Genomic DNA, 23845 nt, shown 5'->3' on the forward strand with positions numbered 1-23845 from the left:
CGCCGGGAGCGGTGCGTTCGTGACCAGCGCGCCCGGGTCGAGCAGGGCGTTCGCCACGTGCCCGGCGATTAGGGCGTGCCCGGCGTCGGTGGGGTGCCAGTCCGACGTCCAGTTCGCCCCGCCCGGCGAGCCGGTGCCCGACATCAGGGAGTCGAGGTTCAGGAACCCCATGTTGCCGTCGGTGGTCACCATGCTCTGCAGCGCGGAGATGTAGGCCGACCACGTGATCGTGCGGCTGTTGGCGTCGGGCGCGACGTTGCGTGGCGCGAGCACGAGGATCGACGGGACCTTGGTCAGCGCACGGAGCCGGGTCGCGATCGTCTGCAGGTCGGTGATGTAGGCTGCTGTGGCGGTCTGCGCGTCCCAGTCGTTGAGGCCGAGCGCGATCAACACCAGGTCTGGGGCGAGAGAGTCGATCCCGCGCTGCCACGACGTGGTGTGCGGCTCGGCGGCGTTGTTGGTGTAGGTGTCGGCGGTGATGCCGACCTTCGCCGAGTCGAGCAGGGTCACGCCCGTGGTCGAGTCCCCGTCGAACACGACCAGGCCGCCGACGAACGCGGACTGTCCGGCCGCGGTGATGATCTGCACGGTGTGAGACCCGGACGACCCGAGCGTGAGCGCCACCGACGTCCACGTGGGGTTGCTCGGCGAGGTGGCCGCCACCGTGACCGTGCTGCCGCCGTCGATCTTGTAGCCGAACGCGGACATTCCGGAATAGGCGCCGTACCAGATCTGCGCGTGGGTGCCCTGCACGGTCCACGTGAGCGTGGACGAGGCGTTGACGATCCGGCCGCGCTGCCCGAAGGGTCCGGCGGCGTAGTCGTCCACGCTGCCGGACGTGGCGAACCCCGTCGTGCCCCACGTCGAATCCGGGCCGTAGACCTCGTACTTCGCGGGCACCGCGCCCCGGCCGCCCCCGGAGAGGGCGAGCCGGGACCGCAGCGTGCCGAGCATGAGGTCTTGCCAACGGTTCGCCCTCGCGCTGGCGCCCTGGCCCTCGGCCTGCGAGTCGCCGAACACGGCCACCCGGGCGCGGCCGGTTCCCGCCTTGGCCGAGGCCATGGCGGTGTTCCACGTGTCGGACCAGGCCATCGGGGGGTCAGTCCGCGGCGCCGGCGGGGACGGTGACGGTCCCGCCGCTGGTGATGTCCACGGACAGGCCCGTGGTGATCGAGGTCGTGGCCAGGGTCAGGTCCCCGCCGCCGCCGGTCGCCGTCACCTTTCCGTCGAAGACGGCGACGGCGTTGGAGTCCAGCGCCCGGAACCACGTGGCGGTCCCGTCGGCCACCGCGGTGACGGCGTTCGGGTCGGCGAGCGTGGCCACCCCGGACGAGGCCGCGCCGAACGCGGGGTCGATCAGGGTCACGGTCGCCAGCAGGGTGCCGGTCGCCGTGGTGCCTGGACCAGCCGGGCGGGTGCCCGAGCGGATCTGAATGGTGCCCGCGCCGGCCCCGGCGTCGAGCAGGTCGACGAGGGTGTCGGCCATGGCGGTGCGGGCGGCAGCGGAGAGCGTGAGCGTCATCGGAGCATGATCCTTTTCGTGGTCAGACGGGGGAGATCCACACGTCGCCCACGGTGGGCGAGGCGGGGGCGTTCGAGCCGACGAAGATCCGGCGCCCCGGGTCCCCGTCGGTGTTCACGACGGGCGCCACTGGCACCAGTGGGCTGGCTGGCTGCAGCTCGGCCAGTGAGGACAGGTCGATCTCATCGCCCGCGTCGTGCGGCACCTCGATCAGGTACGAGCGGCGGGCCTGACCGGTGATGTCCTCGACCACCCGGTAGGCCACCCGGGGGTCGGCGGGCAGGGTCTCGGGGTCGGTGTTCGCGGCGACCAGGACGGTGAGGTCACCCTCGACGTCGAGCACGGTCTCTACCGGCGCGGCGACGGTGGTGTTCGCGTTGACCATCGGCTGGGTCGGTGTGATCCGGACCTTCCCTGTGGCCGGGGCCCCGGACGGCAGGAGGTACCGCCGCACGAGGGTGACGTAGGTGAAGGCCATGGTCAGCTCTCCGAGGGGGTGGGGGTGACGCAACGGGTCCCGGTGCGTCCGTCGGGGTAGAGGTAGGACTCGGCGGTCTGACCGGACGGGCAAACCGGGCCGGGCTCCCCGGGCGGGCCCTGCGGACCAGGCGGCCCCGCAAGCCCCGGAGCACCGTCCTGGCCGTCGCTGCCGTCCTGCCCAGCGCTCCCGATGGATCCAGGTGCCCCCGGCGCGCCGGGCGCGCCAGCAGGCCCCGCAGGACCAGCCACACCCGGAGCGCCCGGCGTGCCCGGCAACCCGGCCGGGCCAGGCTCGCCCCGCGCACCAGGGATCGGCTCGACCTGCACCTGCACCGCCTTTGAACAGACCGCCGAGTACCGCTCCGGGATCTGCCCCGACGAACACGCCCGCCCGATCTCCGCCGCCAGGTCCAGCGCCTGATACGCGGTCGCGTCACGCTGCTCCACCGCAACCGACGCCGCCGTCTGCGCATCCGACGCCGAGCTCTGCGCCTCCGTCGTCTGCCGGGCCACCAACACCCCAGCAGCCACCGTGCCCAACGCGAGCAGCACGAACAGCCCGATCAGCCACCGCGGCAGCGGCTTGCGGTCACGCACGATGCGTCCCCCCGGTCGTCGGCGCGGGCGGAGCCGCCGGGCCCTCGTCGTCCTCGTCATCCAGGACCGCGGGCCGAGGCGGGACCGGGAGGCCCCGCTCAGCGAGCTCGGACTCCAGCCGGAAGATGTGCGCGAGAGCGGCGAGAAGTCGCCGCTGAACAGCTCGGGAGTGCCGGGCGTCCATCCCGATCCGCCGGGACCGGGTGCCGATGAGGCCACCGACCGCGCCGAGGAGGAGCACCAGGCCGCCGAAGATCGAGTTGAGCAGCTCGGGACTGATGGCGCACCTGCCTGGATCGTGCCGGTCGTGGTCGTCATGAGGCAGCGGCCCCGAAACGGCGGGCGATCACCGAGACACACCAGGCCGCGGCGAGCACGATCCCGACGCCGAGCGCCCACGTGCGCCAGGTGAGCGGCTGGCCGATCGAGTCGAGCTGCCCGGACACCGACACGACCGCCATGGCGAGGACGGCGAGGTAGCCGAGGACGTCATGATCCCGCCAGCGGACCGCGCAGCCGAGAGCGAGCGCGGCCAGCAGGGCGGCCAGACCGGCGATCAGGTAGCGGACGACGTCGGGGTTCACGTCGCCACCAGGGCCGCGTTGAACCGCACCCACCCCTTCCCCAACGTCCCGTCCGGGCCGGGCTCGAGGTTCCGGGCAGAGCCGGAGCCCTGCCACACCTGCACGAAGACGACCGCGTCAGCGTCGAACCAGCGGGTCACGGCCACGTTGTTCGTGATCGCCCCGTTCGCCGCGGTGCCGGGACCCTGGGCGGCGAGAGCATCCCCGTTGCCGAGGTGGATGCCGGTGTACCGCTCGCCCGCGCTGCCGCCCGTGGCGAACCGCACCGTCGTCGACAGCGTCCACAGCCCGGAGGTGCCCAGCTTGAACTGGTGGCCGGCGCCGCGGGACTCCCGCGTGACGGACGTCGTCGTCGAGTCCGCCGTGGCGAACAGGACCGGGGTGTTCGTGGCCGCCGGGATCGACTGGGCCGCGGCCGCCGAGTACTGCGCCCACGCCCCACCGGTCCCGCCACCCCCACCGCCGCCGCCACCGCCGGAGGCGAGGAGGTCACCGGACCAGGAGTCGCCGTCCCACAGCCGGAACGCGCCCGAGTCGGTCTCCCGGATCAGGAATCCGTCATCCCCCGCCCCGAGTGCGGGCCGGGCGGTCGACAGGCAGGGGTAGGCCCGCCACAGCCGGGCGTCCACGGTCCCGGCCAGGGCGGCGATCTGCGCGGGCCCGTTCGGCTCGTCCGTTAGCTCCGGGGACGTCAGGCCCCACCTCGTGGTGCCCATCAGGTGGCCAGGGGGTAGGTCATGGTCACGGTCCCGGCGGGGAGGATCGCGTCGTCACCGACACCCCACGAGCGCGGCGCGATGGTGCCCGAGTGACCGAACGTGCCGCCCGTCGAGGCGTTCCACAGCGAGTAGTGCGTCCACGTCTGGATCGCGGCCAGGTCCGGCCACTCGATCTCGGCCGCCGACTCCATCGCCCCACCCGTCGGGGTGGTCCAGTCGACCAGCTTCCGGGTCGTCTCCGGCGCCGGGTTGGCGGTGCCGTTCGGCCCCGGATCACCGGTGTGCATCTTGACGTAGACGTAGCTGTTCGCCTCGACGACCGCGAGCTTCAGGTTCGCGAGCGTCGCGGATAGTCCGGGCGCCATCAGACCTCCTCATCTTCCTGCTGGTAGCGGTAGATCCGGCCGAGCACGACCGGACCGTCGTCGGTGTGCGCGAGCAGCACGGGGCCGATCGACAGCCCAGCCGGGTCGATGGCGGGCAGGTTCGAGAAGGACACGGTGCCGATCGCCACCGTGTTGGCGTGGGTGACCGCATCCCACGCGGTGAGATAGCCGCCCAGGAACAACGGCTGCCGACCGCCCGGCCCGTTGTCCCCGGCCTCCTCGCGCATGAGCGCGGCGAACTGCGCGACGGCGCTCACGCGTTCGGCCTCTGGTAGTGGCGGACCCACGCGATGTCGAAGTTGCACGGGCGCGGGTTCCCACCGAAGTCATCCAGCTGGATCGTGAGGTGCATGGGGCCCGGGGCCTCAGCAACCCGCCCGGACCCGGCATACACCTCGCGGCCGTCGACGTAGGCCTTCAGGGTCTTCGCCGACGGGTTCCACTCGCACGCATAGTTGTGCCACTGCGTGAGATCGAGGGGCTCCTCGTAGTGGTCCTGCCGGTACGGCTGGTGGTTCGGCAGGTGCATGAACAGGCCGAACTTGCCGGTCCCCTCGTCGCACTCCATGAAGTCGTACTCGGCGCCGCCTGGCCAGTCGTCGTTGTCCGGCCACAGGATCAGCACAGGGTGGTAGCGGTCGTTCCCGCCGCCGGTGTTGTAGACCCGCGCCCGGATCTCGACGCGAGCGCCCATCTCGCCCCGGCTGAACGCGCACCCGCCGCTGACCTTGTTCTCGCCGTGGCAGGTCATCATCCCGTCGTGCACCGTGTACGCGGACGGCGACCGGCGGCCGTTCCCGTCGTGGCCCGCGCCGTCGTAGAGCCCCCACTTGCCTGACGGGCGGCCGGTGTAGTCGAACTCGTCCCCGTCGATGATCGCGCCCCACCCGCGCTGCACCGCCGCCTGCGTGCCGTCCGTCGGGTCCGGCTCGCCCGTCCCCGGGCCCGGGTCGGTCGGGTCCGTCGGGTCGACCGGGTCCGTCGGGTCCGTCGGGTCGGGGAAGTTGGGGTCCTGCGGGTCGTCCACCGACACATCGGCGATCGCGTTCATCGTGCGCGTGCGCAGCTCCGGCGCACTCGCACCCTCACCCGACGCCAGCGGGATCGTCACGCTCTCCAGGACATGCCGCTCCGGCTGCTGACCCCGCCCCGTCAACGCCGAGCTGATGATGTCCAGCGGTCGCAGCGCCGGGTTCGGCACCACGAACAGCGACAGCTCCTTCGGCAACCCCCGCACACGGGCCTGGATCGTCTCCGCAGCCTTCGCCGCAGCCTCCGCCGTCTTCAGCACCGGCGACGCATAGAACCGCGGCACCGTCCCGAACAGGCCACCCTGCCGCAGCGGCGACAACGGGTCCGTGATCCGCGCGATCTGATAGCCGGTCTGCGCCGTCGTGTCCGACCCCACCGCCCGAGTCAGGTTGTACACCCCGCGGCGAGTCTTCGACCGCGACGCATCCACCAGCGTGCCCGACGGGCCACCGTGGATCTCCCACACCACCGGCGACAACGCCGCCTCACCCTCAACGACCCGCTCGAGATAGAGCACCGGGTCCGGCGTCCACACGTAGTGGCCGTCCCCGTCGGGCTCGAACGTCGCGCCCGGGTGGGCGGCGATGTAGCCCGTGACGAGCCCGTCGTTCCACGACCCCCCGTTGTCCGACATCCCCACGAACGAGAAATCCTCGTGCACCTGGATCGTCGGATCGCCGAACGCGGCGATGAGTTCCTGCGCGGCCCGCCCGATCCGCCCGGCCGCGAGCTCGGCGCCGTCGACACGCTCGACCGCGAGCTCACCGGTCGGACGGAACCGCAGCACGCACCCGCGGGCCGAGGCGAGCTTGGCGAGGAAGTCGAACCCGGAGTCCTCGACGATCTGCCCCGCCGTGACGGTGGCCTCGTCCGGGTCGTAGCCGGCGTCGTCCCAGTCGATCGGGACCACGGCGTCGGAGAACATGGGGGCGACGACCTGCGCCCCACCCTCCGGGGTGTAGCCGTTGACCAGCGCGTAGAACGCGCTCCGATGGGTGACACCGGTCGGGACCTGGTACGGCAGGATCGGCCGGTTGTCGATCAGCTGGGCCTCGCGCGACACCCCGTCGATGCGGGCCGGGCCGTTCGGCGCCGGACGCTGCACGACGTCGTCGATGCGGAAGTAGCCGACCGGCACCATCTCCGTCGACCCGTCGCCGAAGAAGATCCCCCGCTCGACGAAGATCTCCAGCCCGTACGGGTCGACCTGGTCGAAGTAGTCGGCTGGCACGGTGAGGTCGAGCGTCCCCTTGATGTCCGACGACGCGGTGAGCTGCACATCCCCACCGAGGATCGGCAGCTCGACCCCCGTCGGGTTCGGCCCGAACTGGTGGCCCTCGACGAGCACAGCCCGGGAGATCGCCCGGTGCGACCCGGCGATGACGTCCCGGAAGCGGGCAGACACGGGCCACATCAGGCGGTCACATCCCGCCACGAGTCATAGGCCTCGACGACGTCCGCCCACGTGTCGTAGCGATCCATGAGCATCTGCCAGGTCATCCCCGCCCCGTAGACGGACAGCGGCGGGGCGGAGATCTCCGTGACCGGCACCGTGAACATGTGCCGGAAGCCACGCCGGCGGGTCCGCTCCCACCGGTACGAGCCGATCGAGATGTACATCGACGGCAGCGCCAACCGGGCCGGGGTCTGCAAGAAGGCCGGAAGCCCCTGGCCGAGCGCCTCATCGAGGGCGTCCCGCTCGGCGAGGGACTGGGTGTAGAAGCGCAGGGTGGTGGTCTTCGCGGTGTGGGAGTCGGTGACCACGACCGGGTCGCGGCGCCCGGACACCGGGTAGATGTCGGAGCGGGCCTGCCGCTCGAACGCATCCCACTCGCCCAGCGTGACCTTGCGGTTCGAAAGGGGGGCGACGATGAACTTCAGCCACGCCCCGGACAGGTCGTCCCGGACCGTGAGGACGCGCTGCTGCACGATCTCCGGGGGCACGTTCTCCGGGGTGGAGTAGGCGACGATCTTGTACTCCATGACCGCGCCCGCGGTGAACTCGTAGTGGTCGACGGTGCGCTGGAACGCGTTGCCGACCAGGGCGACGCGGCCGCCGCGGATCTCGGCCCACTTCGTGGTGCCCTGCGCGCGGGCGAACACGACCGCGCGGATCGCCTCCGGGACGAGGCCACCGACGTGGATGCGGATGCGGCCGCGGACGTCGTCGTAGGAGACCTGCGCGGTGAGGCCGATCGCGCCGCGCGGCGGGGCGAGGTTCATCGCGATCTCGAAGCGACCACGGGCCTTCGCCCCGACGATCCGCCCGACCGGCGGAGTCACCGTCATCGGCAGGGTGAAGGTGCTGCCGGTGTCGAGGGTCGACTTGCCGTTCGTACCGACGTCCCAGACCGCCCGGGCCGAGTCGCCGTCGAAGAACGTCATATCCGCGGCCGACGCCGCGAGCGCGGTGTCGAACTCCCGGACGATCACGGCGGTGAACTCGGCCGCCCCGTCCAGGCCGACGATGTTGAGCAGCCCCTCGGCTGCCCCGGCGGGCGCGAGCGCGACCCCGGAGTCGGCCTGGAACGTGGTGTCCCCGGTCCGGTTGTAGGCGTTGCCCGCCGAGTATGTGAGGTAAGCGCCGCCGCTGGCGTACCAGTTGATGGCCGTGTCGAAGATGGTCGGCGCGAGGTTCCTCATCCACACCGCGGCCCGGTAGTACTTCCCCGGGGTGACGGCGAACCGAGGCGTGGCGATGTCCCCGGCCGTGGTGCCCTTCCACACCGCGGGCCGCGGGAGGGTCGGGTCGCCGAACGCGACACGGGCCCACCCGGACGGGCCGAACCAGCCGGTCCCGGACGTCTTCAGCGACGGGTTTGGGGACAGGTTGTGGACCAGCGCCATCAGGCCACCCCCGCCCGGACGCGGTACGCGCGGGCCGACGCCCGGTCCGCGTTCTCGATCTCCGTGCGGATCACCCCGGACACCTCCCGGCCGTCGAGGTAGACCCGCGCCACGAGGGACGGGCTGTACGAGGGCGCAGTCACGGTCGACGTCCCGCCTGCGCCCACCGCGCCGCCGCCGGCGAACCCGGGGATCTCCCCGGCCCGGATCATCGCGCGCAGCTGGTAGACGTTCGCCTGCCCGCCGAGCGCCCGCACCTCCGCCGCGGTGAGGACATGCTCGCCGTTCGCCAGCCGGAACAGGCCCGCCTCATCCGACGTGCCGGTCCCGGGGCCGTGGATCGCGCCACGCGGACGCCCCTTGTAGATCATCGGGGCGCCGCCGGACGCCATGCCGGGGAAGTCGTCGACCGCGCCGCCGTTCGCGCCGCCGAAGAACTCCTGCACCACCCGGACGACCTGCGTGATGACCCCGGAGAAGGTGCGCTGGATCGCCGCGAACACCGACCCCGAGTTCTCGTCGCGAGACTGGATCGGCTTCACGACGGTCGCCTTCCCCGCCGCGTCGAGCTTCTGCACCTCGCCCATGCCCTGCGCGTTGTCACCGTTCAGCGGCTTCGTCTGCGGCGTGGTCTGCGCCCCGTCGAGCGCGGCGACCTCGCCCATGCCCTGGGCGTTGTCACCGTTGAGCGGCTTCGTCTGAGGGGTGGTCTGGGCGCCGTCCAGCACCGCGACCTGACCGAGGCCCTGGGAAGGGTCGCCGAGCAGCGGCATCGTCGCCGGCGCGGAACCGGCGCCCCGCAGCTTCTCGACTTCGCCCATGCCTTGCGCCGGGTCGCCGTTCAGCGGCATCACCGCGGGCGTCCCGTTAGCCAGAGCGATGATCGCCGCGATCGCCTGCTCGACGGGGACCTTGTTCCCGCCGATCGAGACCTCGGCCTCGCCAGCACGAATCGCGGCCAGCGTGTCGGTGAGCGCCTTCCCCGCCGGGACCGGGTCCCCGCCGATGGTGACGTCGCCCTGCGTCTGGTTGATCACGGCCTCTACGGCGCGCAGCGCGCCGTAGGCGCTCATCGTCTGGCCGTTGATCACCACCTCGCCCTGACCCGTGTTGATAGCGGTGATGACCCTGTTCAGGGCCTCCGTCACCGGTACCTCGTCCGCGCCGATCTTGACCTTGGGGGCGTCCTCGGAGATTCGACCGTAGAGCGTCTGCAGGCTCGCCTCGATCGGCGACAGCTCACCCTCGACCGGCACCCTGGCCTGGCCGGGCCTGTTCGCCGTCTCCAGGAACATGCGCAGCGCGTCCCCGGCCTTCACGTACTCGCCGTTGATCTCGACCATGCCGCCGGAGGCGTTGATCTGGTCGACCACGATCTGGAGCGCGTCCTGGACCGGGGTGGCCTTGCCGTCGATCAGCACCTCGGCGCGGCCCTGATTGATGGCCTGCATGATGTTCGCGAGTGCTTGGGATGCGTCTGTGGTCCGGCCGTCGATGTTGATCTCGCCGACGGTGCCGCGGAGCGCCCCCATGAACTGGACGACCTGTGCCTGCGCAGGGCCCGTGTCGGCCTCGAACTCGAAGGAGTTATTCCCCTCGATGTGCCGCTTCATCTGGTCGAACTCGGACGTGATGTCGTCGAAGATCCCGCCGACATCCCCCGACAGCACCTGCTGGATCGCACCGGAGAGGTCCTGCAGGGTGTCGGTCAGCTCCGAGATCTTCCCGTCGGCCCCCTCGGTCGAACGCTGCAGCTCGGCGAGCGCCGTCACCGCAACCCCGACACCGAGCGCGCCGAGCGCACCCTTGATCAGACCTGACTTGGCGATGAGCCCGTCGGCCTTCTTCCCGGCGTCGTCTGCGCCAGCCCCGAACAGGCCGAGGGCGGTCGTCGCTCCGCTGACCCACCCCGCCACCTGCGAGACGATCTGCATGCCCCGGTAAGCGGCCACGGCGGCGAGCACGATCGGCACGAGGTCGCCGAGGAGCTGGCTGTGATCGCCGAGGAAGCCAGCCACCCCCTGCAGGATCGGGCCGACGGTCTGCAGTGCGTTGACGAGGAAGTCCCCGATCGCTGTGGCGACCGCCCGCGCGGCCGGGGCCAGCTCGACGATCACCGGCCCGAGCTCCTGCAACGCGGTCATCAGGATCTCGCGGGCGACGTCACCGGTCACCTGCAGGGTCTCGCCCAGCTCCTTGAGAATCTCCTGCCCCTCGGCGGAGTCCAAGAACTCGTCGAGCGCGGCCGTGGTCTCCTCGAGCGAGCCGGCCAGGTCGTACCCGCCGGTCGAGAGCCCGTCGAAGACGGTGGCGCCGATGCTGCCGACGTTCTGCAGGACCCGGCCCCACGTCGTGAACTCGTCGATCGCGCCTTCGATCCAGTCGTCGACCTTCCCGGCCGCGGCTGCTTCGTTGGCCCAGTCCTTCCACGCCGCGGCGCCCCCAGCGATGGAGTTACCCAGGTCGGCCATGTACTTCGAGCCCTCGCCGCCGAGCGCGAGGAAGCCCTCCAGCATGTCGCCGACGAGGTTCGTGGAGTTGGACAGCAGCATGTTCGTGCCCCGCAGGGCGTCGGACACGTTGTTGACCGTGGCCGGCTTCATCAGGGCGTCGGCCGCGTACTTGCCCATGCTGTTGAGCGAGTCCGCCGCGGCCAGGAACCGGCCCTCGAGGATCGGCATGTAGGTGCCGCCGAGCCGCTGCACGTCCTCCGCGAAGTCCGCGAACGCCACGTTCTGCACGTCCTGCTGGAGCTCGCGGAACCCGGGCCCGAGATCGCGGACCGCCTCGGCGGCCTCCCGCGCGTTGGGGGCGAGCTTCGCGGCGGCCTCGGCGAAAGCCTCGGCGTCGCCCGCCAACCCGGCCGAGAAAGCATCCCCGACGCCCTGCGTGGCCAGCTTGAACGTCGCCATCGCGCCCGCGCCGGCCAGCATCACGGCGGGCAGCGCCGCGGCGATCCCGGCCATGGTGCCGATCGACACCGCGGCGGCGCCGACGGTCTGCAGGCCACCCGCCGCGGACCCGATCGCGAGGATGCCCTTCGTCGCCCCGAGGGCGGCGCCCTGGATCGCGTCGGCGCTCTTCGAGAGCTTCCCCGACTCGTCGTTGACCGACGCGATCGCCGCGCGCGCCTCCGCGGCTGCGCCGACGACGCCGCGGGCGGTGCCGTCGAAGATGATCCGGATCTGTGACGAGGTGTCAGCCACGGGGCCACTCCCTCACGATCCGCTTGGCAACCTCGCGCCACTCCGCCTTGACGTACGGCTGCATCTGCTCGGCCGTCTCGAAAAACCAGTAGGACGCCGAGCCGCGGTGCGGGCGGAACTGGCGGCCCGGGGAGCTGTAGTAGCGGCCCGCCGCGTACCAGCCGAAGTGCCGGGTCGCCCCGAACTCCGAGCCCAGGAGCAGCGGGTGAGGTCCGGCGGTGATGACAGGGAACCGGTCGCGGCGTTCCCGCACCGTCCGCGACGCCCGGGCGGACTGGCGGTCCGACGCAGCACCGGCGTACTTGATCCGATCCGCGAGGGTCCGGGCGATGTCGAACGACTGGTCCCGGAGCTCGTCCTCGGCGTCACGGCCGACACGACGACACGCCGCCATCAGCTCTGTCGCGCCCTCGATGCGGACGTTCAGCCGCAGCACCACGCCGGGTCCTCCTCTCAGCCGCTCATCTGCCGGTCATCACGTACGGGTGGCTCGTCCGGGTTCTCCTGCTCCTGCAGGAGCTCCAGCGCTGTCGCGACCGCGCGCGGGCTCTCCGCCGCCCACTCGGACGGGAGGTTGTTGTTCCGCAGCGCGAGCGCGACGAGGGACCGGCTCAGGGAGCCGGGCGGGTAGGGTCCGCGCTCTCGGCCAGGTCGTCGACGTCGCCGTCCGCGTCCGCCTTGGGCAGGGTGTGGCCCAGGTCGACCACGGCGGTCCGCATGAAGTCCTTCACCGACCCCACCTCGCGGCCGTCCCGCTTCGCTGCGAGCCGGGCGAGCTCGTACACGTCCCGCGCGGTGTAGTCGTTCTTCATCAGGTCGACGACCTTGCGGCCCGGCTTCGCGTCCTCCCACGCGACGACGTCCCGCAGGTCGGCGGTCACCTGGTAGGGGTCGCCGTCATCGGGTCGAACGGTGAACGGGTAGGTCTGCGACACGCGGGCCTCCGGCTAGGTGGGGTGCCCGGCCGCCGGGGAGCAGCGGCCGGACACCCAGGGGGTCAGAGAAGGATTCGCTCGACCGACGCGACGGCCGAGTAGTCGACGAGGGCCAGGTTCGGGCCGACCGTCGCGTCCGCGGGCTGCCGGTACGTCGAGTCGATCGGGCCGAACACCCGGTAGCCGCCCGCCGGGACCGATCCGCCGCCGTCGGGCAGCTCCCGACCGGACCGGGCGTAGGTGGACTGCAGGGTGACGGTGATCGGCGCCCCGGACCCGTTGCGGACCAGGAGCGACACCCCGATCGGGACGATGTCGCCGTCCGCGTTCGGGGTGAGGCCGGTCGGGGTGGCGCCAACGGCCGTGGGGACGACCGCGCTGGGGGTGCTGCGTGCCATGGGTCAGTCCTCCGTCAGGGCCGCGAGTACTCGGGCTCGCCGTTGCAGGTCCACTCCGCCGACGTGATCTCGGTGGTGCGGACCTCACCGCCGACGGACGGGGCCTTCACCTTCACCTCGCCCTCCCAGCGGACGTGCTCCGCGGGGATGTCGGGGTGGTGGTCGATGACGAACGCGACGGTCTCCTTGTTGTGGGAGAAGATCCAGTCCGAGATCCCCTCAGACCGCCAGTCCGAGTAGAACTCGAGCGACAGCGTCCAGGAGTCCTCGGCGTCCTCGACGAACGACGAGTCGTCCCCGCCGTAGGTGTAGAACACCTCGCCCTCGCCCTCGCCCGTGCCGTTGTTGAGGGTCCAGTTCCGCAGCTGCGTCTGGAACTCCTCCCCGCCGATCGAGAGGGTGATCTGCTTCAGCTTGCGGTTGTGCACCGGTGTGGTCACAGCGCGCACTCCACTTCGAAGAGGTAGGCCGGGAGCGGGGACCCGCTACCGGAAGGGGTGGTGCCGGGGATCGCGCGCTTCACGACTGCGTCCTGCACCTGGTCGATGGCCACGGCAACCGCCGGGGCGAGATCCCAGAGCCGCTGCATCGCCCGCTCGTCCGCGCGGACCGCGAGCACGACCGTGAACGTCGCTTCGGTAGGGGCGGACAGGTAGCCGTCCCAGGACAGTTCGGGGGGCATCACGACGAGCGCGGGCGGGTCGAACGTGGTGCCGAGGTCCTCATAGACCCGGACCCCGTCCACGGCCTTCAGCGCGGCGTTCAGCGCCGCCCAGGCCTCCCCCACCGCGCTCACGCGATCACCGGTCCGCGGTAGCGACCGATGCCGAGCAGGCGCTCGATGTCCGGGTCGAACGACGGAACCCGGGCCGTGCCCAGCTCGCCCATCGAGATCAGCCCGTCGGGTGACCGGCCGCGCTCATGCCAGCGGCCGGCCAACCGAACGGTGCCCACCACGACGTCGTCGGGGGGCGGGGGAAGCAGCGAGTCGGGGTCGCCGCTGAAGTCGAAGTCGCCGCCGCGGACACGCTCGACGAAGGCCACGGCCGCGGCGAGCACCGACTCAAGCCGGGGGTCGTCCCGGCTGTCGTCGATGCTGCGGTCGACCTTGAGCCTCTCCAGCAGCGGCGGCCACTCCATCACGATCAGGTCGCGGCCGTGATCGCGATGCGCTCGACGCCCGCGCCCGCGTACTTCACGTAGGTGGCGGTGTAGCCCCAGATGCCGACCCGGATGGTCTGCGGGCCCGCGATCTCCTCGAACCGGAACTGGGTCAGGGCCGATTCGAACAGCGTCACGTCCGACGCGCGCAGCACCAGGATGGACTCCGGGTACTGGGTGATGCCGTCGGAGGCGATGATCGGGAGGCCCTGGAAGCGGCCGTCGACCTGCACGCTGCCGACGCCCATGATGTTCGCGGCGCCCTGCGAGTCGACCGGGACCAGGGGGCGACCCGAGGTGTCCTTCAGCTTCAGCAGCGAGCCGTAGCGCAGGACCGAGGAGATGATCAGGTCGGCGGGCAGCTTCCGCGCGGCCCGGACCGCCATCGCCGTGTCGACGACGTAGTCACCGATGAACGTGGCGTGCGTGGCGATCGAGCCGTTGCCGGTGAAGGCCGCCTCGTTCGCGTACGTCTTCGTGGCGGAACCGGCCGCCGTGACGGCCGCGGCCACGACCTTGGTCTCGACCTTCTGGTCGTACACCGCGATGAGGTCGGCCATGATCAGCCGGTCCACGGTCGGGTCCGACATGTCGAGGAGCTGGCGCGAGAAGTTCTGCGCCCCGGCGGTCACCGTGGGGGTCACGGTGTAGACGTCGGTGTCGTAGGCGTCGGTCTGCGCCACCGCGTCGTTCTCCGCGGCCTGCGCGGCGACGACGTTGTCCGTGCCCGCGGACTGGTACGGGATGGTCATCGGCCGCGGGTCGGACCCGAGGTCGATGTGCGCGACCGCTGCGGCGGCGCGGCGGCCCTGTCGGTTGATCGGCTCGAACAGCTCGGTCAGCCACTTCGGGGCGACGAGGCCGGGGCCGTGCGCGGCCGTGGTGAGCGCACGGGTGTGCTCCTCCAGGCGCTTGGCCGCCTCGCGGTCGCCGCCGCCGAGCTGCGAGGCCCGGAACTGGTCGGAGAACCAGGAGCGGGTGCCGCCCTCGGCCGCGGACCGGTAGTGGCCGGGGTCGCGGTCCTGGGTGCGGGCCTTCCCGCCGAGGCGCTCGACGCCCTCGCCGGACTCGCCCGAGGAGCGGTGCTGCTCGCCCTCCTCGCCGCCCTCGCCGGACTCGCCCGCGGCGAGCTCGGCGGCCAGCGCGGCGCCCTTGCGGGCGCGGAGCTCCTCGGTGGACACGGCCTCGATCTCGCCGTCCAGGTACTCCAGGCGGGAGCGGTGCGCGTCGGTCTCGGTACGCTCGGTGGCGGTCATGGGCCGGGTCTCGGCCACGATCTTGTCGCGGACGGTCTTGACCTTGGCGCGCAGCTCGTCGCGCTCGCCGGTCAAGACCTCCAGGTAGGTCTTGGACAACGGAAACCCCTCACGGGACGGATCGACTGGACTCCGTCCGGCGAGGGGTGCCGTACGCGCTCGCGGCGCGCCGGGGGTGCTCTGGCCCGGATGCGGTGCTACTGCGGCGGATCGTAGCGGATCCGTGGTTGTGCTGACGTTACGACATGCTCACAACAGGGCCAGATCGAGCGCGTGAGCGTCCGCGCGAGCGCGCGCCTGCGCGTCCGCGTCCTCCGCTGCCGAGCGCACACCGGTCACCACGGCCTCACGGCCGTACGCGCCCTGCATGACGAGCGCGACCTCGAACAGCCCCGCACGGTGGCGGACCACAATCCCGTCCCCCCGCCTGCGCGAGCCGCCAGGAAGCGCCCGGAAGCCGACGCTCAACTCGTCGAGGACACCCTCACGCGCCAGCTCCAGCGCCTCGTCCCCCGCGGGGGTCTTCGCCACGCGCAGCGCGGTGTACAGCCCGGAAGCGTCCTCGCGCAGCTCGACGGCCTTGCCGATCACCGCGCCGCCCAGCTTGTGGTGCTCGCGGGACAGGTGCACGCGGTAGTTCGGCGGCCGGCCCGGGGCGGCGGCGCGATGCGCGGTCATGAGCTGGTCGGCGAACGCGCCCGCCTCGAACATCTCGGTCAGGTGCTCGTCGATCATCTGCGGCACGCCGTAGGGGACGGCGATGCCCTCGATCGTCCGGCCGTCACCGCTACTGCGGAGCTCCAGCCCGGCAGCGGAGCGGTACAGGGTCTCACTCACTGGAGGCGACCTCCTCGAGCTTCGGGTCTGCGTCGCCGCGGCGGGACGCCCAGTGCGCGGGGCACAGGCCGCGGGTGAGGCCGATGCTCTCGCCGATCTCCTGCTGGCCGGTCTTGGTGCAGCCCTCGATCTTGCACACGGCGGGGGCGTCGTCCTCGGCGGCGTGGCGGGCGCGGGGGCTGGGCTTGTCGGCGGTCATGCGGCACTCCTCGGGATGGCCGCGATCATCGCGGCGGCGAGCTGGGCGTAGTCGATCTGGACAGCGGACAGCGGGTTCGTCCCGGTGAGCTCGGCGCGCATCGCTCGGACCTCCTCACGGAGCGCCCGGACCTCTTCGCGGGCTTCGGTGGCGCGGTCGCGGGCGTTCGCGGCATGCGCGGTGCCCCACGCCATGCAGTCCCACGCCTGCATCGGGCGCCGGTCCTCCCGGTAGTAGTCGGGCACCGGGGCCCGCCAAAAGTCGTCGACGGTCGGCATGGACACCTCCGGGAGAGCGGGGATGGTCGGGGCGGCGGTGGAGATCCCCCACGCGCCCACGTCGTCGAACCCGGCGGGGTTCGTGGTGAAGCTCACGTGCACGTGCTTGGTGTGCGGGTTGGTGCCGGTGTAGCGCCGCCAGCCCGAGAAGTCGGGAGTGGTGATCCGCTCGTTGAAGATCACGTAGCCGCCGGGGTACAGCCGCCGGTCGCGCTTCGCCCCGAGCAGGCGGAGGTGCTCGGCCAGCCAGGCGGCGTCGATGCCGTCCACGTCGATGTCGCGGGCTCGCACCACGCCGGTGCCGGCGACGACGATGGACGGATTATGGTCCGACGTCCGTGAGGCGTGCGCCGCGTCACCAATGGTTCCGTCAGACGTCTTGTCGCGATTCGGCCAACGCGAATTGACCTCGCTGACCAGCGACAGGCTCGCTTCACAATTGCGCCACGCTGGCATCAGATCATCACCCTTGGTATAGTGGTGAAATGACGTGGGGAACTCCGATGGAGCGCTTCTGGCAGAAGGTTGACCGCCGCGGGGACGCCGAATGCTGGCCGTGGGTTGGTGGACGAAAGGCGGCCGGCTATGGCCAGTTCACCGTGGACGGCCACAAGGTCATCGCCCACCGGTGGTCCTACCAGCAGTTCGTCGGACCGATCCCCGCCGACTACGAGGTGGACCACACCTGCGGGAACCGGCAGTGCGTGAACCCCGCACACCTTGAGGCGGTCACGCTGGCGGAGAACCGTCGCCGCCGGAACGCGGCGAAGACGACGTGCCGCCGAGCAGGCCACCCGTACACCGAGGAGAGCACCGGGTGGCAGTGGGGCTCCGACGGGTGCTGGTCCCGCGTTTGCCTCACCTGCCGCCCGAACTACAGCCGTCACCGCGGCCTGGTCCCGCCGACGACTCCGCGAGTCGCCTGACGACGTGCGGGCGGCGTGGGCGGCGTCGCCGATCGTCCCGTCGGAGGTCTTGTCCCGGCCCGGCCAGCGGGCGTTGATCTCGGCGACGAGCGCGAGGGAAGCACCGCAGTTCCGCCAGCTCATGCAGGCCTCCCCGAGTCCAGCGGCGCGCCCGCGGGCTCGCCCGCGTACTGCCACGGGTCGGAGTGGTCCTGCTCGCCTGCGGTCGCGGCGGGCGGGGACGGCTCGATCACCGGGAGGACGTGGGTGTCCTCGACGGTCGATCGGGGCTCGTACCTCCACCCGGACGGGTAGGAGCTGTCCTCGTACCAGGGCATCAGGCGCCGCCCTCCTCGTACGGGGAGCGGCCGAACACGATGCGGTACCAGACCGCGGCCGTGTGCCGGGCTCGCGCGGCGGTCATGTGTCCGGTCAGGTACTCCCGCAGCGCGTCGAACGGATCGGGCTCCGTCGCCCACAGCGCGAGGCCCTCGCCTCGGGTCCAGTACTCCCGCAGGTTCGACCCGTCGCGGTCCCGCGCCCGCTGCTCCTCGGTAGGTGCCCCCGCGCCGCTCTCGCCGTCTGGGGACGAACCGTCAGCGGGCCCAGGTGCGGGCGGCGTGGGGGCAGGCTTCAGGGCGGTCAGGTCCGCCTTCTGCTCCGGGGTGAACGGCGGCTTCCCCTCGATCTGGCGGACCTCGTCCGGGGTGGCCCACTGGTTCCGGATGGAGATCTCGTGCGCCTGGTACCGGGTGAGGGTGTCCCCGCGCATGATCGCGTCGAGGTTCGCCTCGACCTTCTGCCCGCGCGGCGTGCGCAGCGACAGGGTCTGCTCGAACCGGGTGAAATGGTCGATCATCGAGAACTTCACGAGGTTGATCGCCTCGGTCTCGACGTTCGAGTAGGTGCGGGTCGTCTGCGCGGCGCCGAGCCACGACGGGTCCAAGTCGAACAGCAGCGCCTGCTCGACGAGCGACAGGTTCCGCGCCTCGATGAGCTGGGCGTCGTCCGGCGTCCACGCCAGCGGGGTGACCTTCGTGGCCGGGTTCAACACCATCGGCGACCGCGTCCGCTGCGACCGCATGTAGGCCTTCTTCAGGTCCGCGGCCTGCTCCGGGGTGAGGTCCGGGTTCAAGCTCTCGATCAGCACCGACGGCACCGCGTGGTCCGCGACGCTGTTGGCCTGCTCCTGGAGCGACTTCGCGAGCTGCAACGTCCCAGCGAGGTGCGCCTCCAGGATCCCCATGCCGTACAGCGCCCCGGGCCGGGACAGGCCCTTGAAGTGGATGACCCGCGACGCCGGCCACCACTGCCCGCCAGCCCAGTACCGCACCGCGCCGACCGGCCAGCCGGGGATCCGCTCCCCCATCCGCTCGACCCCGACGAGCTCCGCGGGCACGGGCACGATGACGTCCGGGTAGCCCTCGCGGGTCCAGTCGGTGATGATCCCGATGGCGTTGCCGTGCCACATCAGGTCCAGGTGCCACGCCGAGAACGTGTCGACCTGCGTCTGCGGCGGGATCGGCTGCTCGAGGAACAGCGGCCGTGGGGTGATCTTCTCGTCGACCCCCGCGCGGGTCCGGACCACGTCCCACGGCACGGTCGCGAGCACCGCCGACTTCAGGCGGGCGGCGCGCCAGCACCCGGCGAGGCCCATCCCGCCGCGGTAGGTGGCGTCCCCGCCCCAGTCCGGGGCCATGCCGCCCTGCATGCGGACGACCTCGTGGGTGGCGGTCTGCCCGGTCTCGGTGTCGGTGGCCTCGTACACGAGGTTCCGCAGGAACTCGCGTGCCCGACCGGCGGCGAGCGCGCCGCGCGTGGGCATCAGGAGCCGTCCAGCGGGCTACGCCGGCGGCCGTGCGCGGGCACGGCGGGCACGGGCCGGGACAGGTACACGAGCAGCGACACCCCGATCAGCGCGAGGCCGCCCCAGAACGCGGCGACCTCCCAGCCGTAGAGCGTGAACGCGCCCGCGACCAGCGCCAGGAACCCGAGCAGCAGGCCGGTGAGCGGCACCCATGAGCGAACGGTCATCAGAAGATCCTCGGGATCGGGATGGGCGCGGGCGGCGGGAGCATCCGGGCCAGGTAGACCGCGCCCGCGGCGGCGTAGAGGGCGTCGACGTGCCCGGCGCCCTTCCGGAGGAACCGCCACCCGTCTCCGGTCTCGTACTTCGTGGAGCCCGCGACGTGGGCGTTCAGCAGCGGGTCGTTGGGCTGGGCGAGCTGGCGGCCCTCGACGAGCCCGGCGAGGCCCTGGCAGGCCTCCCGCTCCATCGCCCCGGCGAGGCGGGCGGCCTCCTCCTCCCACGTGTCGACCACGCGGCCGTCGACGACTTTCGCGACGTCGAGGCGGCCGGTGCGGCGGAACTGGCGGAGTTCGGGGCCGAGCTCGGCGGCCGGGCCGTTGGGGAACCAGCCGACGTCGGCGGGCCGGATCTGCTGGAGCAGCGGGACGACCTCGGCGCGGGCGGCGGTGGTGGAGTCCCAGGCCTTCAGGATCTCGACTCGGACGCGGCCGTCGGGGAGCAGCGCGGCGCCGGCGAGGGTGGCGTGCTGGCCGTCGGGGGCGACGTCGAGGCAGACGGCGACGCGGTCCCGGTGCTGGCCGAGGGAGGTGACGGTGTCCTCGCAGGCGCGCCAGGCGGCCATGTCGATCGCGGAGTCGAGGGTCTCGACGTGCTGGCAGAGCAGCTCGGTGCGGAACACCGCGGGCGGGTCCGTCGCCTTCGCGGACAGGATCGCGGAGAGGGTGATGGTGCGGCCGAGGCCGGGGCAGGCCTGCGCGATCGCGTCGAGGTCGTCGAGGTCGCAGCCGTCCGGCGCGGACCACTCGAACAGCCCGAGCCGCTCGTCCGACCCGGCGATGGCCGCGGCGCGCAGCGAGTTGAGCACCACGGACTGGTCGTCGCCGGCGTTCGAGATCCCGACGGTGATGGCGTTGGGGCGGGCGATGGTCGTCTTCGTGAGTGCGCCCCACGCGGCCCAGTCGCGGTGCTCGCGGAGCTCGTCGAGGACCAGGAGGTCGACGGACAGGCCACGGCCAGCGCCGCGGGTGGCCGCGGTGATGCGGTACCGGGAGCCGTCGCGGAGGGTCAGGCACTGCTCGCCGTTCGCCCGCCGGATGTTCGCGACCTCGGGGGCGAGCTCGTCGTTGTCCTCGGCCAGCTCGACGGCGCCCTGCCAGGACTCACGGGCGATGTCGAGGGACTGCGCGGCGCCGAGGACGAGCTGGGCGTGGCCCATGTACATCGCCCACAGGGAAACGATCTTCAACAGCGTGGTTTTGCCCTGCTGACGTGCGACAAGGGTGAGAATCGTGCGGAAACGGAACGATCCGTCCGGGAGTAGCTCCAGGGCGTGGAGGAGCCAGAACCGCTGCCACGGGAGCAGCTCGACCCCGAGGATCTCGGTGGCGAACCGGATGGCCTGGTACCCGAGTGTGGTGTCGGGGGTTAGGTCGCGGAGGGGGCGGGTCCAGAGCCGCGGCTCCTCCTTGCCCATGACCTCCGGGGCGTCCAGCAGCGCCGTCACGAGGTCGGCTCCGCCCGGACGACCGCGAGGACCTCGCAGCGGACCAGCAGGGCCACGTTGACGCCCGGCATCAGGTCGGCGAGGTGCGACTTCAGCGCCTCGGCCTGCTTACGGCTGGTGTCGTCAGCGAGCTGGATCAGGACGGTGTCGCCGGGGCGGGCCACGTAGCCGTTCACCGCTGAACCGCCTCGGCCACGAGGATCACGCCCAGGACGATGAGCACCGCGGACGCGGCCAGGGCGTCGAGCACGAGCTGCCTCACGCCCCCGCACCCCCGCGGAGCCCCATGAGCCGGGACGGGCCAGCGGAGGGCTTCCCCGCCCCACCGCTGGAACCCGCGGCCCGCGCCTTCGGGGTGGCCTTCAGCTCGACCAGCGCCGTCGTCAACCGGGCGCCGATCTTGTCGATGGTGTCGCGCTCGTTCAGCTTCGCCCGCAGCGCCGCCACGATCTCCATCAGCGCCCCCTCGTCGTCCTCGGACGCGGCGAGACGGGCCGCACGGTCCGCCATCGCCGCCGTGGCCGAGGCCCGGTCGATCTGGCGTGCGTACAGCCGGGCCAGCTCCACGAGGCCCTGGTCGGTCTTCTCGGGGTCGAGGGCCGCGATCGTCTCCTCGACGGCGTCCAGCAGGGACCGGCGCCCCTCGCGCTCGGTCACGAGGCCACCGACGCCACGATCCGGAGCGCGGAGGGCTTCACGGCCCGAACCGCGTAGAGCTGATCGGCCAGCAGCGCCGCACGGAGCTGGCCCGTCCAGGACTGTTCCGCGAACGCCCGGAGGTCTGCGAACTCCGGCACCCAGGGCCGGGGGTCGACGCCCGGGGCGTACCGGATGCGCCGCGGACCCCGAGCCGGAGCCAGGGGGCAGGCGGTCACGCGGTGTGCCGCCCGGACCCGCCGAGACCGGCGGTGAGGGTGCTCTGGACGGCGCCCTCCGAGCCGGTCACGCCGCCCGGCTTCCACACCCCGAAGTGCGCGGCCACGGCCACCACGAAGCCCATCACCGTGGTGAACCCGGCCTGCGACCAGTCGAACGGCAGGACCGCGTTCAGGGCGTCCAGCCAGGACACCAGGAACCCTGACACGGCCGACAGGCCGAGCAGGACCAGCGCCTTCACGGCCCCCGCCGCGGCCCGAGCGGTCACCACCGCCACCAGAATGGGCAGCAGGACGTTGATCCCAGCGTTGAGCCACTGAGCCAGCGAGATGGTCGTACCCACCGAGGAGCCTCCGGAGCGGGGAGCGGGAAGCGGTCGCGCGCACCGTAAGGGGGCACTGCGACATTCCTGTGACTCGCGGGCTGGCCGACCCCGAGCCGGATGGTGCCCTCGGGCAGCTCAGGCAGGACTGTCACGCTCTGTATTGCTCGCCGCGATTGTTACTCCTTGTATTCGTAGATGATCTTCCTCGCGAGCCGGTCAACCGCGGGGAGAGGGATGTATAGGGGACCTTGGGTCTGCGGTGGCTCCTTGATCAGGAAAAATCGGGGGCCTGGGCGATGAGCTGCGGGCCTCTGACCTGCGGTTTTGCGTCTGGCAACGTTGTCACGTTGTGTGACCACCTTCCGTCTGCTCCGACTCTTGTCACGTTGTGTCACCACCATTGGTTGACTCTGGGTTGTGGGTCTTGTCTGGTGCGTGACTTGGTGGCTCGGTTGCAGGCCTCGTGCTCGGGACCTCGGTAGCGGGTTCTGTCCTGGTCGTCGTGGCCCAGGTCCCAGCGTGCGTGGGGCTCGATGGGCTGCTTGCAGCGCCAGCAGATCACGCCACCTGCTTGGACGATGGGCTTCCATCTGGCTCTGAGCTGCTGGTGTGCGCGCCCGTACCCACGCTTGCCTGAGCTGGGCCTACCCCTGCTGTCGGGCACGACGCTCGACCAGCGCGCAGGCGTGGGCGTACGCCTCACGCCAGGTCGGCCAGTACGTGAGCACGTCGCTGAGCCACGCCTGGCCCACGTCGACAACGCACCACATCCCGGTCGACGAGATGCGGCCTACCTGCGGCTTGGTCACGGGGTCCTCCTGAGTCGGGCGAGGATTGCGGGTCGGTCGGCTGGCCGCCAGACGGTGGCGTGCTGTCCGAGGTGGTCGAGCCAGGTGCGTTGGTCTGGCCGGAGTTGGCCGCGGTCGGTCTTCAGCTCGACGAGCAGGACGTCGCCGTCTCGGGCGAGGAGCAGGTCCGGGCTGCCGATGTGGCCCTGAACGGCCGTGCGCCAGCCCGCGGCGGTGCGGGCTGGCCGGAAGTGCGCGACGCGCCAGCCGTGGAGCTGGGCGGCCTGGATGACCCACTCGGCGAAGGCGGCTTCGGACTCGGCGGGGCGGGTCACCATCGGCGGAACTCGCGGTCGGGGTCGTGCGCGAGCTCGCGGGGGTCGAGCGGGGCGTGGATGACCCCGGCGGCGTCGAGCCGGGCCGGGTGGGCCGGGAGGTTGGCGAGCGGCTCCCGCTCGCCAACCATGGACTCCCGCGTGCACGGCTGGCCAGCAGGCTCGCCGCAGCCCTTCGGCGGGAACGGGCAGGGCACGGTGAGCGCCTGCTGCCGGTCCTGCTCCAGCTCGGGGGTCACGTGCCCACCGCACGGAGGTGCGGGGCGTGGTCACAGCGCGCGGAGCGGCCGTCCGGGAGGTCCCGCATGCCGCGCTCGTCGCACTGCCCGCAGGCGTCGACGGCGGCCCGGAACGCGGCCCGCTGGGCTTCCTTCGGGTCGACCGGCGTCGAGGCTTCCAGGGACAGCCGGACGTCGCGGCAGGCCCGGCAGTTCGGGCCCGGGTCTCCGGCAGGGATGTCGCGGTGGCGGCCGCAGCGCGGGTTGACCGGGTCGAGCCGGGGGGCGGGGGGCTCGTGCGCGTTCGAGTCAGGAACCCCCCCGCCCCAAGTCTCTCCTGAAGGGGACGGGCCGGGACGGGCCGGGACGGGCCGGGACGCCTGCGCAGGCGTACGCGCGCCCGTGAGTACATCCTCCGTTACTAACGG

33 protein-coding genes are annotated in these 23845 nt (G+C 71.8%); 1 reads left to right on the plus strand and 32 read right to left on the minus strand.

Annotated features, from left to right (window positions below):
- From H5J29_RS00760 to H5J29_RS00860, 21 genes are all read right to left on the minus strand, one after another.
- Nucleotides 1-1092: SGNH/GDSL hydrolase family protein (locus H5J29_RS00760; RefSeq protein ID WP_181778914.1), on the minus strand; the 1092-nt coding region annotated here is incomplete at its 3' end.
- A gap of 7 nt (nucleotides 1093-1099) precedes the next feature.
- Nucleotides 1100-1522 carry a hypothetical protein gene (locus H5J29_RS00765; RefSeq protein ID WP_181778915.1) on the minus strand — a complete coding sequence of 141 codons (423 nt, stop codon included), beginning with the start codon at nucleotides 1520-1522 and terminating at the stop codon, nucleotides 1100-1102.
- Nucleotides 1523-1544: 22 nt separating this feature from the next.
- Nucleotides 1545-2000: a hypothetical protein gene (locus tag H5J29_RS00770; protein ID WP_181778916.1), complete on the minus strand. Its 456-nt coding sequence runs from the start codon at nucleotides 1998-2000 to the stop codon at nucleotides 1545-1547.
- Between the two features lie 2 nt (nucleotides 2001-2002).
- Nucleotides 2003-2599 (minus strand): hypothetical protein, encoded by a 597-nt coding sequence (locus tag H5J29_RS00775; protein ID WP_181778917.1) that lies wholly within the window; start codon nucleotides 2597-2599, stop codon nucleotides 2003-2005.
- Nucleotides 2600-2913: 314 nt separating this feature from the next.
- The gene (locus H5J29_RS00780; RefSeq protein ID WP_181778918.1) at nucleotides 2914-3183 is read right to left on the minus strand and encodes a hypothetical protein; all 270 of its coding nucleotides are present in this window, start codon (nucleotides 3181-3183) and stop codon (nucleotides 2914-2916) included.
- Nucleotides 3180-3899 (minus strand): hypothetical protein, encoded by a 720-nt coding sequence (locus H5J29_RS00785; protein ID WP_181778919.1) that lies wholly within the window; start codon nucleotides 3897-3899, stop codon nucleotides 3180-3182. The genes H5J29_RS00780 and H5J29_RS00785 overlap by 4 nt, the downstream gene beginning before the upstream one ends.
- Entirely contained in the window at nucleotides 3899-4267 is a 369-nt protein-coding gene (locus H5J29_RS00790) for a phage tail fiber protein (protein ID WP_181778920.1), read from the minus strand. Before H5J29_RS00790 ends, H5J29_RS00785 begins: the two co-directional genes overlap by 1 nt.
- A complete protein-coding gene (locus tag H5J29_RS00795) occupies nucleotides 4267-4545 on the minus strand; it encodes a hypothetical protein (protein ID WP_181778921.1) in 279 nt (92 codons plus the stop codon). Before H5J29_RS00795 ends, H5J29_RS00790 begins: the two co-directional genes overlap by 1 nt.
- Nucleotides 4542-6725: a DUF5047 domain-containing protein gene (locus tag H5J29_RS35700; protein WP_181778922.1), complete on the minus strand. Its 2184-nt coding sequence runs from the start codon at nucleotides 6723-6725 to the stop codon at nucleotides 4542-4544. The genes H5J29_RS00795 and H5J29_RS35700 overlap by 4 nt, the downstream gene beginning before the upstream one ends.
- Before the next feature lie 8 nt (nucleotides 6726-6733).
- The gene (locus tag H5J29_RS00805; protein ID WP_181778923.1) at nucleotides 6734-8167 is read right to left on the minus strand and encodes a hypothetical protein; all 1434 of its coding nucleotides are present in this window, start codon (nucleotides 8165-8167) and stop codon (nucleotides 6734-6736) included.
- Complete coding sequence (locus H5J29_RS00810; protein ID WP_181778924.1) at nucleotides 8167-11373, minus strand: hypothetical protein; 3207 nt, start codon at nucleotides 11371-11373, stop codon at nucleotides 8167-8169. Before H5J29_RS00810 ends, H5J29_RS00805 begins: the two co-directional genes overlap by 1 nt.
- Nucleotides 11366-11812 (minus strand): hypothetical protein, encoded by a 447-nt coding sequence (locus H5J29_RS00815; RefSeq protein ID WP_181778925.1) that lies wholly within the window; start codon nucleotides 11810-11812, stop codon nucleotides 11366-11368. The genes H5J29_RS00810 and H5J29_RS00815 overlap by 8 nt, the downstream gene beginning before the upstream one ends.
- A 172-nt stretch (nucleotides 11813-11984) precedes the next feature.
- On the minus strand, nucleotides 11985-12308 hold the full coding sequence (locus H5J29_RS00820; RefSeq protein WP_181778926.1) for a hypothetical protein: 324 nt from the start codon (nucleotides 12306-12308) through the stop codon (nucleotides 11985-11987).
- A gap of 62 nt (nucleotides 12309-12370) precedes the next feature.
- The gene (locus H5J29_RS00825) at nucleotides 12371-12706 is read right to left on the minus strand and encodes a hypothetical protein (RefSeq protein ID WP_181778927.1); all 336 of its coding nucleotides are present in this window, start codon (nucleotides 12704-12706) and stop codon (nucleotides 12371-12373) included.
- A gap of 14 nt (nucleotides 12707-12720) precedes the next feature.
- A complete protein-coding gene (locus H5J29_RS00830; RefSeq protein ID WP_181778928.1) occupies nucleotides 12721-13146 on the minus strand; it encodes a hypothetical protein in 426 nt (141 codons plus the stop codon).
- Entirely contained in the window at nucleotides 13143-13502 is a 360-nt protein-coding gene (locus H5J29_RS00835; RefSeq protein ID WP_181778929.1) for a hypothetical protein, read from the minus strand. The genes H5J29_RS00830 and H5J29_RS00835 overlap by 4 nt, the downstream gene beginning before the upstream one ends.
- On the minus strand, nucleotides 13499-13846 hold the full coding sequence (locus tag H5J29_RS00840) for a hypothetical protein (RefSeq protein ID WP_181778930.1): 348 nt from the start codon (nucleotides 13844-13846) through the stop codon (nucleotides 13499-13501). Before H5J29_RS00840 ends, H5J29_RS00835 begins: the two co-directional genes overlap by 4 nt.
- Nucleotides 13847-13851: 5 nt before the next feature.
- Complete coding sequence (locus H5J29_RS00845; protein WP_181778931.1) at nucleotides 13852-15222, minus strand: phage major capsid protein; 1371 nt, start codon at nucleotides 15220-15222, stop codon at nucleotides 13852-13854.
- 150 nt (nucleotides 15223-15372) lie between these two features.
- Nucleotides 15373-15960, minus strand: coding sequence for an HK97 family phage prohead protease (locus H5J29_RS00850; RefSeq protein ID WP_181778932.1), 588 nt, complete (start codon nucleotides 15958-15960; stop codon nucleotides 15373-15375).
- On the minus strand, nucleotides 15953-16159 hold the full coding sequence (locus H5J29_RS00855) for a hypothetical protein (protein ID WP_181778933.1): 207 nt from the start codon (nucleotides 16157-16159) through the stop codon (nucleotides 15953-15955). The genes H5J29_RS00850 and H5J29_RS00855 overlap by 8 nt, the downstream gene beginning before the upstream one ends.
- Complete coding sequence (locus tag H5J29_RS00860; RefSeq protein WP_181778934.1) at nucleotides 16156-16731, minus strand: hypothetical protein; 576 nt, start codon at nucleotides 16729-16731, stop codon at nucleotides 16156-16158. Before H5J29_RS00860 ends, H5J29_RS00855 begins: the two co-directional genes overlap by 4 nt.
- A 191-nt stretch (nucleotides 16732-16922) precedes the next feature.
- Between H5J29_RS00860 and H5J29_RS00865 the strand changes: the two genes are divergently transcribed.
- Nucleotides 16923-17363 carry an HNH endonuclease signature motif containing protein gene (locus H5J29_RS00865; protein ID WP_181778935.1) on the plus strand — a complete coding sequence of 147 codons (441 nt, stop codon included), beginning with the start codon at nucleotides 16923-16925 and terminating at the stop codon, nucleotides 17361-17363.
- A 119-nt stretch (nucleotides 17364-17482) separates the two neighbouring features.
- On the opposite strand, the gene H5J29_RS00870 is transcribed toward H5J29_RS00865, so the two are convergent.
- From H5J29_RS00870 to H5J29_RS00920, 11 genes are all read right to left on the minus strand, one after another.
- A complete protein-coding gene (locus tag H5J29_RS00870) occupies nucleotides 17483-17680 on the minus strand; it encodes a hypothetical protein (RefSeq protein WP_181778936.1) in 198 nt (65 codons plus the stop codon).
- Nucleotides 17680-19167, minus strand: coding sequence for a phage portal protein (locus tag H5J29_RS00875; RefSeq protein ID WP_181778937.1), 1488 nt, complete (start codon nucleotides 19165-19167; stop codon nucleotides 17680-17682). The genes H5J29_RS00870 and H5J29_RS00875 overlap by 1 nt, the downstream gene beginning before the upstream one ends.
- Complete coding sequence (locus tag H5J29_RS00880) at nucleotides 19167-19376, minus strand: hypothetical protein (RefSeq protein ID WP_181778938.1); 210 nt, start codon at nucleotides 19374-19376, stop codon at nucleotides 19167-19169. The genes H5J29_RS00875 and H5J29_RS00880 overlap by 1 nt, the downstream gene beginning before the upstream one ends.
- Nucleotides 19376-20875: a terminase large subunit domain-containing protein gene (locus tag H5J29_RS00885; RefSeq protein WP_181778939.1), complete on the minus strand. Its 1500-nt coding sequence runs from the start codon at nucleotides 20873-20875 to the stop codon at nucleotides 19376-19378. Before H5J29_RS00885 ends, H5J29_RS00880 begins: the two co-directional genes overlap by 1 nt.
- A complete protein-coding gene (locus H5J29_RS00890) occupies nucleotides 20872-21051 on the minus strand; it encodes a hypothetical protein (protein ID WP_181778940.1) in 180 nt (59 codons plus the stop codon). Before H5J29_RS00890 ends, H5J29_RS00885 begins: the two co-directional genes overlap by 4 nt.
- An 82-nt stretch (nucleotides 21052-21133) precedes the next feature.
- Nucleotides 21134-21532: a terminase small subunit gene (locus H5J29_RS00895; protein ID WP_181778941.1), complete on the minus strand. Its 399-nt coding sequence runs from the start codon at nucleotides 21530-21532 to the stop codon at nucleotides 21134-21136.
- The gene (locus H5J29_RS00900) at nucleotides 21529-21672 is read right to left on the minus strand and encodes a hypothetical protein (protein ID WP_181778942.1); all 144 of its coding nucleotides are present in this window, start codon (nucleotides 21670-21672) and stop codon (nucleotides 21529-21531) included. Before H5J29_RS00900 ends, H5J29_RS00895 begins: the two co-directional genes overlap by 4 nt.
- Before the next feature lie 74 nt (nucleotides 21673-21746).
- Nucleotides 21747-22094 carry a hypothetical protein gene (locus tag H5J29_RS00905; protein WP_181778943.1) on the minus strand — a complete coding sequence of 116 codons (348 nt, stop codon included), beginning with the start codon at nucleotides 22092-22094 and terminating at the stop codon, nucleotides 21747-21749.
- A gap of 626 nt (nucleotides 22095-22720) precedes the next feature.
- On the minus strand, nucleotides 22721-22885 hold the full coding sequence (locus H5J29_RS00910) for a hypothetical protein (protein ID WP_181778944.1): 165 nt from the start codon (nucleotides 22883-22885) through the stop codon (nucleotides 22721-22723).
- Complete coding sequence (locus tag H5J29_RS00915) at nucleotides 22882-23202, minus strand: VRR-NUC domain-containing protein (protein WP_181778945.1); 321 nt, start codon at nucleotides 23200-23202, stop codon at nucleotides 22882-22884. Before H5J29_RS00915 ends, H5J29_RS00910 begins: the two co-directional genes overlap by 4 nt.
- A complete protein-coding gene (locus tag H5J29_RS00920; RefSeq protein ID WP_181778946.1) occupies nucleotides 23196-23438 on the minus strand; it encodes a zinc finger domain-containing protein in 243 nt (80 codons plus the stop codon). The genes H5J29_RS00915 and H5J29_RS00920 overlap by 7 nt, the downstream gene beginning before the upstream one ends.
- Nucleotides 23439-23845: the final 407 nt, after the last annotated feature.

It is taken from the genome of Pseudonocardia pini, from assembly GCF_013870575.1.
Classification (GTDB): domain Bacteria; phylum Actinomycetota; class Actinomycetes; order Mycobacteriales; family Pseudonocardiaceae; genus Pseudonocardia; species Pseudonocardia pini.